The 12,928-nt window shown below is 72.4% G+C and carries 16 protein-coding genes; 5 read left to right on the forward strand and 11 right to left on the reverse strand.

Annotation, left to right across the window (positions count from 1 at the left end; all coding sequences use genetic code 11):
* Positions 1–118 precede the first annotated feature (118 nt).
* On the forward strand, positions 119–655 hold the full coding sequence (locus ACLQ3B_RS17840) for a type II toxin-antitoxin system PemK/MazF family toxin (RefSeq protein WP_425781855.1): 537 nt from the start codon (positions 119–121) through the stop codon (positions 653–655).
* A gap of 152 nt (positions 656–807) precedes the next feature.
* Here ACLQ3B_RS17840 and ACLQ3B_RS17845 read toward each other — a convergent pair whose 3' ends face one another.
* The 7 genes from ACLQ3B_RS17845 to ACLQ3B_RS17875 form a co-directional block, all read right to left on the reverse strand.
* Positions 808–1,818 (reverse strand): ADP-ribosylglycohydrolase family protein, encoded by a 1,011-nt coding sequence (locus ACLQ3B_RS17845; RefSeq protein ID WP_425782138.1) that lies wholly within the window; start codon positions 1,816–1,818, stop codon positions 808–810.
* A 32-nt stretch (positions 1,819–1,850) separates the two neighbouring features.
* Positions 1,851–2,216 carry a VOC family protein gene (locus ACLQ3B_RS17850; protein ID WP_425781856.1) on the reverse strand — a complete coding sequence of 122 codons (366 nt, stop codon included), beginning with the start codon at positions 2,214–2,216 and terminating at the stop codon, positions 1,851–1,853.
* A 36-nt stretch (positions 2,217–2,252) separates the two neighbouring features.
* A complete protein-coding gene (locus ACLQ3B_RS17855) occupies positions 2,253–3,257 on the reverse strand; it encodes a methionine synthase (protein WP_425781857.1) in 1,005 nt (334 codons plus the stop codon).
* 37 nt (positions 3,258–3,294) lie between these two features.
* On the reverse strand, positions 3,295–4,368 hold the full coding sequence (mnmA, locus tag ACLQ3B_RS17860; RefSeq protein WP_425781858.1) for a tRNA 2-thiouridine(34) synthase MnmA: 1,074 nt from the start codon (positions 4,366–4,368) through the stop codon (positions 3,295–3,297).
* Between the two features lie 221 nt (positions 4,369–4,589).
* Positions 4,590–5,765, reverse strand: a complete 1,176-nt coding sequence (locus tag ACLQ3B_RS17865) for a cysteine desulfurase family protein (RefSeq protein WP_425781859.1) — start codon at positions 5,763–5,765, stop codon at positions 4,590–4,592.
* Between the two features lie 105 nt (positions 5,766–5,870).
* Positions 5,871–6,524, reverse strand: a complete 654-nt coding sequence (locus ACLQ3B_RS17870) for a class F sortase (RefSeq protein ID WP_425781860.1) — start codon at positions 6,522–6,524, stop codon at positions 5,871–5,873.
* Positions 6,521–7,351 (reverse strand): DUF4397 domain-containing protein, encoded by an 831-nt coding sequence (locus ACLQ3B_RS17875; protein ID WP_238678391.1) that lies wholly within the window; start codon positions 7,349–7,351, stop codon positions 6,521–6,523. The genes ACLQ3B_RS17870 and ACLQ3B_RS17875 overlap by 4 nt, the downstream gene beginning before the upstream one ends.
* Before the next feature lie 230 nt (positions 7,352–7,581).
* Between ACLQ3B_RS17875 and ACLQ3B_RS17880 the strand changes: the two genes are divergently transcribed.
* Both ACLQ3B_RS17880 and ACLQ3B_RS17885 read left to right on the forward strand, forming a co-directional pair.
* Positions 7,582–8,184 (forward strand): RNA polymerase sigma factor, encoded by a 603-nt coding sequence (locus tag ACLQ3B_RS17880; RefSeq protein ID WP_425781861.1) that lies wholly within the window; start codon positions 7,582–7,584, stop codon positions 8,182–8,184.
* A complete protein-coding gene (locus ACLQ3B_RS17885; protein ID WP_425781862.1) occupies positions 8,138–8,938 on the forward strand; it encodes an anti-sigma factor in 801 nt (266 codons plus the stop codon). The genes ACLQ3B_RS17880 and ACLQ3B_RS17885 overlap by 47 nt, the downstream gene beginning before the upstream one ends.
* Positions 8,939–9,032: 94 nt before the next feature.
* Here ACLQ3B_RS17885 and ACLQ3B_RS17890 read toward each other — a convergent pair whose 3' ends face one another.
* The 4 genes from ACLQ3B_RS17890 to ACLQ3B_RS17905 all read right to left on the reverse strand — a co-directional run bounded on the left by ACLQ3B_RS17890 (position 9,033) and on the right by ACLQ3B_RS17905 (position 12,182).
* The gene (locus ACLQ3B_RS17890) at positions 9,033–9,992 is read right to left on the reverse strand and encodes an electron transfer flavoprotein subunit alpha/FixB family protein (RefSeq protein ID WP_425781863.1); all 960 of its coding nucleotides are present in this window, start codon (positions 9,990–9,992) and stop codon (positions 9,033–9,035) included.
* Between the two features lie 15 nt (positions 9,993–10,007).
* The gene (locus tag ACLQ3B_RS17895) at positions 10,008–10,787 is read right to left on the reverse strand and encodes an electron transfer flavoprotein subunit beta/FixA family protein (RefSeq protein ID WP_425781864.1); all 780 of its coding nucleotides are present in this window, start codon (positions 10,785–10,787) and stop codon (positions 10,008–10,010) included.
* Positions 10,788–10,974: 187 nt separating this feature from the next.
* A complete protein-coding gene (locus ACLQ3B_RS17900; protein WP_425781865.1) occupies positions 10,975–11,388 on the reverse strand; it encodes a hypothetical protein in 414 nt (137 codons plus the stop codon).
* Positions 11,385–12,182, reverse strand: coding sequence for a GNAT family N-acetyltransferase (locus tag ACLQ3B_RS17905; RefSeq protein WP_425781866.1), 798 nt, complete (start codon positions 12,180–12,182; stop codon positions 11,385–11,387). The genes ACLQ3B_RS17900 and ACLQ3B_RS17905 overlap by 4 nt, the downstream gene beginning before the upstream one ends.
* 41 nt (positions 12,183–12,223) lie before the next feature.
* Between ACLQ3B_RS17905 and ACLQ3B_RS17910 the strand changes: the two genes are divergently transcribed.
* Entirely contained in the window at positions 12,224–12,616 is a 393-nt protein-coding gene (locus tag ACLQ3B_RS17910) for a YidH family protein (protein WP_425781867.1), read from the forward strand.
* Positions 12,613–12,918 (forward strand): DUF202 domain-containing protein, encoded by a 306-nt coding sequence (locus tag ACLQ3B_RS17915; RefSeq protein ID WP_425781868.1) that lies wholly within the window; start codon positions 12,613–12,615, stop codon positions 12,916–12,918. Before ACLQ3B_RS17910 ends, ACLQ3B_RS17915 begins: the two co-directional genes overlap by 4 nt.
* Positions 12,919–12,928 lie beyond the last annotated feature (10 nt).

The following is a 12,928-nucleotide window of genomic DNA, read 5'->3' on the forward strand; positions in this document are numbered from 1 at the left end:
CGTGGGGTCCCCCGGGGCGGTGGGCGGCTGCGGTGTGGTTGGCGGGCGGCACGGGCGGTGGCGTGCGAGGATCGCCGGACGATGGCGGCCCGTGGGCCGCCGGGACACGGAGGTACGGATGCCCGAGGCACTGCTCTGGGCGGTGGCGATCCTGCTAGCGGTGGCCGCCGGCTGGGCGTGGAACAGTTGGCGGCACCGGGTGACCACCCGGCGTCCGGGCACCCGGCCGGGTCGGGGCGGCACCGGTGGTCGTCGTTCCACCCCGCCACGGCCCCGTGGCGCCGAACGGCCGTCCACCACACCCCGCTCGCGCGACACCGACCGGCACGGCGACACCCCGGCGCCCGGTGAGATCTGGTGGGCCGACGTGCCGTACGCCGACGGCAGCGGGTCGAAGGTGCGCCCGTGTCTGGTGCTGCGCGCCGACTCCCGGGGCGCAGACGTCCTGAAGATCACCAGCCAGGACAAGAGCGACCGGGACGACCACGTCCGGATCCCCACCCGGGACTGGGACCCCGGCGCGGAGCACGACAGCTACCTCAGCCTCACCGAGCCGATCCGACTCAGCTCGGCCGCCTTCGCCGACCACGCCGGCCGCTGCGACGCCGACCTGTGGCGAAAAGTCCGCAGCCTGCGTCACCTCCCCACCTCCTGACCACCTCCTGACCAGCCGGGCCGCCCCGGACCGTCCTCGTGGCCGCCCGCCGGCCATGGTCGACTCGGGTTCTTGAAAGTCGCGGTGTCCCAGAGCTTCGGATACCCCGGTTTTCAAGACCCGAGTCGATCACCCCGACTGGCGCCACAGGGTCAGTCCCAGGCCGCGCCCAGCGCGGCCAGCTGGTCGGCGTACTCGATGCGGTTGGCCCACTCGCGCGGCCAGGCGGTCATGCCGACGGCCGCGCCCACGAAGGCGCCGGCCAGTGCGGCGATCGAGTCGGAGTCGCCGGCGGTGGTCGCGCCCCGGGCCAGCGCCGAGACCGGATCGTCGGCGTGCCGTACGGCGCAGAGCACAGCGGTGGCCAGCGCCTCCTCGGCCACCCAGCCCTCCCCGGTGGCCAGACACGGGTCACCGCCGTCGTCCGGCTGCGCCAGGGTGTTGGTCAGCCGGCCCAGCACCGCCAGGCACTCGTCCCAGCCCTGCGCGATGAACTCCCCCGGAGAGCCGGAACCCGCGCGTTGCCAGAGGTCGCCCAGCCACCGCTCCCGGTAGACCAGGCGCTGGGACAGCGCCCGCTCGGTGAGCACCACGGGAAGTTCGGGCAGCGAAACCCCCGCACGCAGCGCGAAGACCGCGTACGCGGTGAGTTCGCTGGCGGCCAGGCCGGTCGGGTGGCCGTGGGTCAGCCCGGCCTGCAACTGGGCCAACCCCGCGAGCGTGTCGAGGTCCGTGTCGAGCAACCCGACCGGGGTGACCCGCATGTTGGCCCCGCAGCCCTTCGAGCCGAGCACTGTCGCCTCCTGCCAGCGCACCCCACGGCTCAGCTCGGCGCAGGCTTGCAGGCAGGTCATCCCCGGAGCACGGTTGTTGTCCGGACTGACCGCCCAGGCCAGGAAGCGTCGCCGCAGCAGTGGCTCCACCGCCTCCGGCGTGAACGACGGCGCCTCGCGCAGCGCCCAACCCACAGCCAACGCCATCTGGGTGTCGTCGGTGACCAGGGCCGGCTCGCCGGACAGCTCACGCGGACCGGTCGGGCCGAACCGTCGCTCGATCTCGGCGACGGTCAGGAACTCGGTCGGCTTGCCCAGCGCGTCGCCGTAGGCGAGGCCGAAGAGCGAGCCGGAGGCACGCAGCGCAGAGGTGTGGATCACGGCGGCCATCATGCCCGGCCGCCGCAACCCACCGGGTGTGCTCAGTCCCAGCAGAGGCAGAACGGGTGGCCGGCCGGGTCGGCGTAGACCCGGAAGCCCTCGCCCTCACCTGGCAGCCGCCGAGCCCCGAGCGCGAGCGCCGCCTTCTCGGCGGCCTCGATGTCGTCCACCGTCACGTCGAGGTGGAACTGCTGTGGACGCTCGGGATCCGGCCAGGCCGGGGGCCGCAGGTTGAGCGCCTGCTGGAAGGCGAGGCGCGGCTGGTGACCGGGCGGACCGCCCAGCACCACCCAGTCGTCATCGGAGGCGCCCTCGGCGAGAGGTACGCCGAGCAGCTCGGCGTAGAACGCCGCCAACGCCCGTGGGTCCGGGCAGTCGATCACCACTGAACGCAGCTGTCCAATCATGACCGTCATCCTGCCCACCCCGTACGACAGGAAACCTCAGTCCTCGGCGAAGCGCCGGCCGGCGTCCCGGCACGCGGCGAGCACGGCCCGGGCGTACTGCGGGGTCGCGCCGGCGAGGCCGCAGGCCGGGGTGACCACCACCTGCTCGGCGAGCTGCCGACGGGGAAAGCCGAGGCGGTCCCAGAGCTGGCGTACCCGATCGGCGATCTGGGCGGAGGTCGGCGCGCCACCGGCCGACGGCGGTCGGGTCGGCGCGGCCCCGGCCAACAACCCGAGGCCGGCGTCGAGCGCCTCCCCCAGCGGGTCCAGGTCGGTGACGAGGTCCAGGTCGAGGGCGACCGCGACGGCGCCGGTGGAGCGGATCAGCTCCAGCGGCACGTCCGGGGCGCAGCAGTGTACGAGCGTCGGCACGCCTACCGCCTCGACGATCGTGCGCAGCAGGGCGGCGGCGTCCACCGACTCGACAGCCCGGTACGCGCCCAGCCCGCTCTCGGTCGGCACCCGCCCGGCCAGCACGGTCGGCAGTGACGGTTCGTCCAGTTGCAGGAGCACCGACGCCTGGGGCAGCCGGCGGGCGACCGCCGCGACGTGCGCGCGCAACCCTTCGGCGAGGGAGCCGGTCAGGTCGCGGACCGCGCCGGGATCGCGCAACAGCCGACCACCGATCGGCAACTCCAGGGTGGCGGCCAGCGTGAGCGGACCGGCCGCCTGCACCTTGATCGGCCCGGCGTACCCCTCGGCCTGCTCGGCGAGCTGGTCCAGGTCGCGTTCCATCAGGTCACGGGCCCGACGCAGGTCACGGCCCGGGCGTGGGGCGACCCGCCAGCGACCCGCGTACACCTCGACCGGCAGTTCGACGAGCAGCCCGAGGGACCTGCCGATCATGTCCGCGCCGGGGCCACGGGCCGGCAGCTCGGGCAGATGGGGCAGCTCGGGAAGCTCACCGAGGACCACCCGCTGAGCCTCGCCGATGTCGGTGCCGGGCAGCGAACCAATTCCGGTTGCCGCGCCGGCCGGCCAGGGCCACGCCTGATCTGTCACGGGCGAAGGCTATCCCGCGAACAACCGGGCGGTGCGGTCAGCCGGTGATGGTCGCGGAACCGAGGACCACGTCGCCGGCCGGGTCCGGTCGGTACGCCACCACTGCCTGACCGGCGGCGACGCCACGCACCGGTCGGCGCAGCTCGGCGTGCAGCCGGTCACCGTCGAGCGCGACGGTCGCCGGCACCACGTCACCGTGCGCGCGCAACTGCACCTCGCACTCGACAGGCACGTCCGGGCGTGCGCCGCCGCTCCAGACCGGGCGTACGGCGTGCACGTCGGACACCTCGAGCGCCTCGGCCGGGCCGACCGTCACCGTGTTGGTCTTCGGGGTGATGGAGAGCACGTAGCGGGGTCGGCCGTCCGGGGCGGGCCGGTCCAGGTGCAGCCCGCGACGCTGCCCCACCGTGTACGCGTACGCACCGCTGTGACTGCCGACGACCGCGCCGGTGGACGCGTCCACCACATCGCCGGGCGCCTCACCGAGCCGACCGGCGAGGAAGCCGCGGGTGTCCCCGTCGGCGATGAAGCAGATGTCGTGCGAGTCCGGCTTGTCGGCCACCGCCAGGCCACGCTCGGCGGCCTCCGCGCGGACCTGCGCCTTTGTCGAGTCACCGAGCGGGAAGATCGACCGGTCGAGCTGCTCGCGGGTGAGCACCGCGAGCACGTACGACTGGTCCTTGGCCAGGTCGACACTGCGCCGCAGCAGCCCGTCCGCGCCGAGGCGGGCGTGGTGCCCGGTGACCACCGCATCGAAGCCCAGGGCCACCGCCCGGTCCAGCACCGCCGCGAACTTGATCTTCTCGTTGCACCGCAGGCAGGGGTTCGGCGTACGGCCGGCAGCGTACTCGGCCACGAAGTCGTCGACCACGTCCTCGTGGAAGCGGTCGGCCATGTCCCACACGTAGAACGGGATGCCGATCACGTCGGCCGCCCGCCGGGCGTCCCGGGAATCCTCCAGGGTGCAGCAGCCGCGTGCCCCGGTCCGGTAGGTCTGCGGGTTGCGCGCCAGGGCCAGGTGCACGCCTGTCACGTCATGCCCGGCCGCCACCGCCCGCGCCGCAGCCACGGCCGAGTCAACCCCGCCCGACATCGCCGCCAGAACCCTCACCAGCGCACTCCCTTCCCCTCCGCCAGCCTACCCACCCACCCCGGCACCAACTCCGCTGGCGGCGCAGTGACCTCTTCCACCCCGAGCCGCCGTCGATCAAGGAGTTGTGGTGGGTGACAAAAGCCAACATTGACCATCTTCCCGGCACCACAACTCCATGATCGACCGCGGAGGGGGGCGGGGGCGGGGCGGGGTGGGGTGGGGTGGGGTGGGGTGGGGGTTTAGCGGGGGGTGCGGAGGGCGGCGGCTCGGCGGGCTCGGTCTACCGCTGCCGGGAGGGCCGCGATCAGGGCGTCCACGTCGGTCTGGGTGCTGGTGTGGCCCAGGGTGAACCGCAGGGAGGAGCGGGCGCGGTCGTCGTCGGCGCCCATCGCGAGCAGTACGTGCGAGGGCTGGGCCACGCCGGCCGAACAGGCGGAGCCGGTCGAGCAGGCGATCCCCTGCGCGTCGAGCAGGAGCAGCAGCGCGTCGCCCTCGCAGCCGGGGAAGGAGAAGTGGGCGTTGCCGGGCAGCCGGTCGGTCGGATCACCGTTGTAGATCACCTCGGGCACCGCCTGGCGAACCCGCTCGATCAGGTCGTCGCGGAGCGCGGCCACCCGGGCCGCGTACTCCTGTTGGCCCTTCACGGCCGTCTCGACGGCGACCGCGAAGGCGACGATGCCGGCGGTGTCCAGGGTGCCGGAGCGGATGTCGCGTTCCTGGCCGCCGCCGTGCAGCAGCGGCGTGGCCGGCACGTCCCGGGCGAGCAGCAGCGCGCCCACCCCGGTCGGGCCGCCCAACTTGTGCCCGGTGACGGTCAGCGCGGCGACCCCGCTGGCGCCGAAGTCGACGGGCACCTGACCGACCGCCTGGATGGCGTCGGTGTGGAAGGGCACACCGTGTTCGGCGGCGACGGCGGCCAGCTCGGCCACCGGCTGGACGGTGCCCACCTCGTTGTTCGCCCACATCGCGGTGACCACGGCCACCTGGTCGGCGTGCGCGGCCAACTCGGCGCGCAGGGCCTGCGGGTCCAGCCGACCGACGGCGTCCACCGGCAGCCAGCCGACCTCGGCGCCCTCGTGCTCGGCCAGCCAGTCGACCGCGTCCAACACCGCGTGGTGCTCGACGGCGCTGGAGACCACCCGGCGGCGGTCGGGGGCGGCCCCACGGCGGGCCCAGAAGATGCCCTTGACCGCGAGGTTGTCGCTCTCGGTGCCACCACCCGTGAAGATCACCTCAGAGGGCCGGGCGCCCAGCACCGCGGCCACCCGCTCGCGTGACTCTTCGACCCGGCGGCGGGCACGGCGACCCGCCGCGTGCAGGGAGGACGCGTTGCCGACCTCGCGGGCGACAGCGACGTACGCCTCCAGTGCCTCGTCGAGCATCGGAGTCGTCGCCGCGTGATCCAGGTAAGCCATCGTCGTTCAGCGTACGGCCGACACCTTGGGGACCGGATGCCGGAGGGGGACCGCACGCGACGGCCGGGGTGGAACTCCACCCCGGCCGGATACGCGCGGGCCCGGTCAGACGGGCACCGCGGTGACGACGATGTTGTCGCGGTACTTGCGCGCCTTCGCGTCGAACGGCCCACCACAGGTGATCAGGGTCAGTCGCGGCTTGCCGTCGCGGGCGAAGTACCGGTCCAGTGGGATCTTGGTCTTGGCGTACTCCTCCCGGGCGACGACCCGGTAGCGCCGAGCCTCGCCGTCACTGCCGGTCGCGGTCAACGTGTCACCCTGGTCCAGCTCCCGCAGCCGGAAGAACGCCCCCTTGCCCTGCTTGGCGCTGTCCACGTGACCGGCGATGACCACCGAACCGGCACCCGCCTCCAGGCCGGGGCCGTAGCGGTACCAGCCGATCTGGTCGACGCTCGGCGGCACCTCGAACTCGTTGGTCCGCTCGTTGATGCCTACCGCGTTGACGGTGGCGGTGACGCCGATCTCCGGGATCAGCAGCCGTACCGGCGGGATGGTCGTCGGGCCGGCGGGCAGCTCACCGGCGGCCACCGGCACCGACGGGACGCTGGCGGTGGTCGGCGCGGCGCTGGCCAGCGTGCTCGCCTCGTCGGCTCCCACGGTCCCGGCCGGTTGGTTGGCGCACGCCACCAGGGCGGCGCCGGTGAGCGCGGCAACGCCGGCGGCCAGGGCCGCCAGCGCGCCGCGGTTGCGCACCGTCACTTGCGGCCGGTCCGCGCGGTCGCCATCCGCACCCCACCACCAAGCAGCAGGAGTACGCCGGCACCGGTGAGCACGTACCACCAGGTGTCGACGCCCGTGCCGGCCTGACCGCCGTCACCGCTGGGCACGCCGCCGGGAGCGGAGTGCAGGCCGGTGATGGTCTGGGCCACCACGTCGAGGGTCTTGCCCTCGGCGGAGCCGATCGCGTAGACGATCGTGGCGGTGCCCTCCTTGAGGTTGAGGTCCGCCGGGCCGATGGCCACGGTGTCGGTACCGGCCAGCACCACGTCCGCCTTCACGTTGCCCGCGTCGACGTCGCCCTTCGCCTCGTTCGGGTTGGTGAGGTCCTCGAAGACCGGGGTGCCACCGGCGCGGACGTCGACCGCCGGAGCGGCGGCGGTGTGCCGGACGATGAGCCGCGCCTTGCCGGCGTCGACCTTCGAGACGTCGTTCACGAACGGGGTGATCTTCGGCTGGCCGGCGGCGTCGAGGTGGGCCGCGATGCTGATGTTCGCACCGCCCGGCACCGCGGCGTTGTCGACCTTGAGGATCGCGCTGCCGATCGGCTCGCCCGGCTTGGTGAGCGCGATGTCGTAGTCGCCCTCCTCCAGGTTCAGCGGGCCGGCGACGTCGCCGGGCTTGAAGTTGTCAAGCGTCTTCTTGCCGTTGACGTAGACGTCGACAGGGGTGTCCGGGATGCCGTGCACGACGGAGACCTTCGACGTGGCGGCGTACGCGGGGCCGGCGGTGAACGCTCCGACGCCGGCGAAGGCCAGCGCGGCGACCGCGCCGCCCGCGGCGACCCGACGGAAGTACGAGAGCTGCATGTCTGCCTCCTGATAGTTGGTGCTGATTCGTCAGGCCTGGCTTGCAGAACTGGTTACGCCGGCTCCCGGACGGGTGGATGCGTACCTGTCGCACTTTTCTTTTTCGCTCCCACCTGCATCCGGAGCGGGGTCGGGGGACGAAGAGCAGGTGAGATGACATCGACCGGGGAAGTGGGGCGGAGACTGTGGCGGCTACAGTCGGGCATGCCCCATCGAAGGCGAGCCGCCCGATGACGGCGCCACGACCGGAACCGGACCCTCCGGTGGACGACCTCGACCGCAGGTTCCACGCCGGCGACGACGTGGCGCTCCGTGAGGCCTACGACCGCTACGGTCGTGCCGTGCTCCACCTGGCCACGTCCATGCTGGCGAACCGCAGCGACGCCGAGGACGTCACCCAGGCGACGTTCGTCGCCGCCTGGCTGGGCCGCGACACGTTCGACCCGGCCAAGGGGTCGCTGATCGGTTGGTTGCTCGGCATCGGCCGGCGGAAGGTCATCGACCGGATGCGCGCCTCGGCCCGGGAGACCCGGGTGGTGGAGACGGTCCGACAGCTACCCGAGCAGGCGCAGACCGACCCCGACCCGGACCGCGTGGTGGACCGGTTGGTGATCGCCGACGAGTTGGCTCGTCTTCCGGACGACCAGCGACGGATGTTGGAGCTGGCCTTCTACGACGACCTGACACACCAGCAGATAGCCACGGTGACCGGCGTGCCGTTGGGCACCGTGAAGAGTCACATCCGACGCGGCATGGCGAGCTTGAAACGCAGATGGGAGGTGGACGGTGCAGCACCTGGACCACGACCGGCTGGTATTTCTGGCGCTCGGTGAGAGCGAGGCGGACAACGGGGAGAGCACCCACCTCGGCACCTGCGCGCACTGCCGTACCGAGTTGGCGACACTTGAGCGGGTGGCGGGGCTCGGCACCGAGACACGGGGCCTGGCTGACCTGCCCGACCCGCCGGAGCACGTCTGGCAGGGCATCGAAGCCCAGGTCAGGGCCGCGGAGCCCGGGCCGGCACGGGCCGAGACCCGGGTGCCTGGGCAGGCCAGCACCAGAACGGCCGAGCCGGTCCCGGACGCGGCGGCCGGGCCGACGGTGACCCGGCTGGATTCGGTTCGTCGGTCCCGGCGGGGCTCTGGTTTGTCGCGCTGGGTGGCCACCGCGGTGACCGCCGCCGCGGCGGCCGCGGTCGGCGTGGTCGGCACCGTCTCCGTGCTCCGACCCGACGATCCGACGCCCACCCCGACGCCTGTGGTGGTGGCGAGCGCGCCGCTGGCGGCGTACGGGGCGACGCCCCCTGCGGCCAAGGGTGACGCCCGGGTTCTCCAGGACGGCCAACTACATCTGCATGTGGCGAATCTCCCGCGCGTCCCGGGGTACTACGAGGTCTGGCTCATCAATCCGACGACGATGGAGATGTTCTCGGTCGGCACCCTGGGTGGCGGCTCGGACGCCCTGCTGCCCCTGCCCCCGAATGTCGACCTCACGAGCTACTCGGTCGTCGACGTCTCCGCCGAGCGGTACGACAACAACACCCGCCACTCCGGCGACAGCCTGTTGAGGGGCACCCTGACGGGCTGATCGGCGGGCCGGCTCAGCTCCCCGGCTCGCCGATCAGCTCCCCACACGGCGGTGGCCGCCCGTTCGCACGGGCGGCCACTGACGTGTCGCTTGGTTACTTGCGCTTGCGGATCTCCTCGGCGGCCTGCGGGACGATCTTGAACAGGTCGCCCACCACCCCGAAGTCGGCCAGCTCGAAGATCGGCGCCTCGCCGTCCTTGTTGACAGCGACGATGGTCTTCGAGGTCTGCATGCCGGCCCGGTGCTGGATGGCACCGGAGATGCCGAGCGCGACGTAGAGCTGCGGGGAGACCGTCTTGCCGGTCTGGCCCACCTGGAACTGGTGCGGGTAGAAGCCGGAGTCGACGGCCGCGCGGGACGCGCCGACGGCGCCGCCGAGCAGGTCGGCCAGCTCCTCGACCAGCTTGAAGTTGTCGGCGTTGCCGACACCCCGGCCGCCGGAGACGACCACGCCGGCCTCGGTCAGCTCGGGGCGGGAGCCCTTCTGCTCGGCGACCCGCTCGACGACAGTGGTCAGCTTGTCGGTGTCGGTGACCGACACACTGAGCTGCTCGATCGTCGGGGTGGCCGCCGCCGGGGCGGGGGTGACCGAGTTGGGCCGGACGGTGACCAGCGGCAGGCCCTTGGTGACCTTGGACTTGACGATGGCGGAGCCGGCGAAGGCGACCTGGGTCGCGGTGCCGTCGGCGTCCAGGCCGACCACGTCGGTCAGGATGCCGTTGTCGAGCTTGATGGCGAGCCGGGCGGCGATCTCCTTGCCCTCCTGGGCCGAGGCCAGCAGCACGGCGGCCGGCTGCACCCGCTTGACCAACTCGGCCAGCACTGTCGCCTTGGGGGCCACCAGGTAACCGTCGATCTCGTCACCCTCGGCGGCGTAGATCTTTTCCGCGCCGTACTCGCCCAGCTTGCCGCTCAGCGCCTCGGCGGCGCCAGCGCCGCCGAGCACCACCGCGCTCGGGGTGCCCAGCTCACGCGCGAGGGTGAGCATTTCCAGGGTGACCTTCTTGACGCCGAATTCCTTTGTGGCTTCGACGACGACGAGAACCTCAGACATGTCAGAACCCCCCTCTCACACGAACTTCTCGGTGGCGAGGAACTCGACAAGCTTGACGCCGCCCTCGCCCTCATCAGTGATCTTGGCGCCGCCGGAGCGCGGGGGGCGCTTGGTGTGCTCGACGACGGCGCTGGTGGCGCCGTCGAAGCCCACCTCGTCGGGCGCGACACCGAGGTCGGCCAGCGAGAGCGTCTGCACCGGCTTCTTCTTGGCGGCCATGATGCCCTTGAAGGAGGGGTAGCGCGGCTCGTTGATCGTGTCCCACACGGAGACCACGGCCGGGGTGGAGGCGGTGACCACCTCGTAGCCCTCCTCGGTCTGCCGCTCGACGGTAAGCGTCGCGCCGTCGACGGTGAGCTTGCGGGCACCGGTGAGCGCCGCGACGCCCAGCCGCTCGGCGATCATGTGCGGCATGACCTGGACCCGGCCGTCGGTGGACTCGGCACCGCAGATGACCAGGTCGGCATTGAGCTGACCGAGCGCGGCGGCGAGCACCTTCGAGGTGGCGACGGCGCACGAGCCGTGCAGGGCGTCGTCCAGCACGTGCACGGCCTTGTCCGGGCCCATGGAGAGCGCCTTGCGGATCGACTCGGTCGCCCGGTCCGGACCCATGGTCAGGATGGTGACCTCGCCGCCGTGCGCCTCCTTGATCTTCAGGGCCTCCTCGATGGCGTACTCGTCCATCTCGTTGATCACGTTGTTCGCCGAACCGCGGTCGACGGTGTTGTCGTCATTGCGCAGGTTGCGGTCCGCGCCCGAATCAGGCACCTGCTTGACGAGTACGACGATGTTCATCGCGCTTCGACGACCCTCCTGTGTGGTGGTGCGATTCGCTCGCCCGGTCTGGGGCGCAGCGTCGCGCGTCGGTCGACGTCAGGTCAACCGAGGGCGGTTGTGCGGTTGCCCACGACGCAATGTTACCTGCCAGTAGGTTGCGCTCCCGCAGCACTCAGGGTGACACAGCTCACCGACGCGCGGCCGGTCAGGCCGGCTCGGCCAACGCGACCCGGATCTGGTCGATGGCCACCGCCTCGGCGGGCGCCACCCCGTCGTGCGCCCGGGCCACCTGGTCCGCCGCGGCCAACACCAGTTCGCGGTACGCGTCCACGTCGCGCGGGCACTTCTCGCGCAGGATCCGCACCGCCCGCCCCAGCGCCGGCAGCACCACCGACTCGATCTCCAGCTGCGAGTCGCGGGGAAGCCGCGGCAACGGGCCGGTGGTCAGCGCCTCCTTGACCGTGCCACTGGCGGCGGCCAACGCGCCGGACGCGGCGATGCTCTCCCGGATCACCCCCAGCACGCCCGGGTCGGCGTTGGAGACCAGGAAGACAGCGCCGAAGGCACCGGTCTTGAGGGTCAGCCGCTCCTCGTCCGTCAACCGCTGCTCCATGATCACGGAGTGTAGACGTACGGGGTGGTGGTGGTGACCGCGACGAGGCCGAGTCGCTGGAGGATGGGCCGGCTGTCCTCGGAACAGTCGACCTGCACCAGCGTGCGACCCCGCTGGTCGGCCAGCCGCGCCCGATAGTTGACCAAGGCCCGGTAGATGCCCTTGTGACGCCACTGCGGCAGGGTCGAGCCACCCCACAGGGTGGCGAAGCCGGTGTTCGCCGGAAAACGCACCCAGCCGGCGCTCACCACCGTGTCGTCCGCCTCGGCCACCACCACGGTGATCGAGTTCGGATCGGCGTCGATCTCCTTGGCCAGACCCCCCACGAGGTGCGAGCGGTCCTCCTGCCAGACCTCCTCCTCCATCGCGGCGATCCGCTCCAGGTCGGCGCGAGAGGTCACCTCACGAAGGCGTACCCCCTCGGGGGTGACCGGCAGCGCGGCGGCCAGCGGGGCGACCGGCCCGACCACGACGGTCTCCCGGTCCTCCGGCACGAAGCCGGCGGCGCGCAGCCGGTCCGCCAGGTCCGCCGGTTCGTCGTGCCCGTTGAGCTTCCACTCGACCGACTGGCCACGCTCGCGGAACAGCTGCACCTGCCGGGCGATCAGCGCGTCCAGCGCGTCGCCGGTCAACCCGCCCAGGTCGCGGTAGGTGAGGAACCCTCCGGCGTCGAGCCCGACGATGCGGACCAACGGCCCGTCCCGCTCCACCGTCACCCCGGCCGGCACCGGGTCGGGGATCTCCGGGCGGAGCTGGTTGTCGTAGGCGGCACGAAGCGTCATCACGTCGAGATCTGTCACCGGCCCAGGCTATGTGGGGTGGGAAGCGAATAATCGGCGCTATGTGGGAGGCGATCAGGCGATGGTTCGACCCGGCGGAGCTGGGTTCGGTCGGTGAACCGCCGGACTACCGGTTCTCCCTGGCCAACGAGCGGACCTTCCTCGCCTGGCTGCGCACCGGGTTGGCGCTGGTCGGTGGCGGGTTGGCCGCCGCGCAGTTCCTGCCGCCGCTGCCGATGAGCCACCTGCGGGAGGTGATCGCCGTGGCGTTGCTGCTGCTCGGCGCGACGGTCGCGATCCGCGCGGTGGACCACTGGGCGCGTACCGAACGGGCCATCCGGCTCGGTCAGGAGCTGCCCGCGTCCCGGTTCCCCGCCATCCTGGCCCTCGCCGTCGGCGTCGGCGCGTTACTGCTGGTGGTCGCCGTCCTGCTGCGGGCGGTCGGCGGGCGGTGAGCAGCGGACGCGACCCGGGGCTGCAACCGGAGCGGACCCGGCTGGCCTGGCGGCGCACGCTGCTCACGGTGACAGTGGTGAGCGTGCTCGCCGTCCGGCTGGCGTCGAGCGGCGGTCCGTTCGGAGCAGTGGTCGCCGGCGCGGCCGTCCTGGTCTGGGGAGGCGTGCTCGTGCTCTGCTGGCCCCGGAGCACCGGCACCGGGGCGGCCCGCACCGGCGGCCGGACGTTGCCGCTGGTCGCGCTGGGCACCGTCGGACTCGCGCTGCTCGGCGTGGTGGTGACCGTTCGCGGACTGTGGTGACGCGACGCGG

Origin of the sequence: Micromonospora sp. DT53, assembly GCF_049841535.1 — a bacterium.
In the GTDB taxonomy this organism is placed as follows: domain Bacteria; phylum Actinomycetota; class Actinomycetes; order Mycobacteriales; family Micromonosporaceae; genus Micromonospora.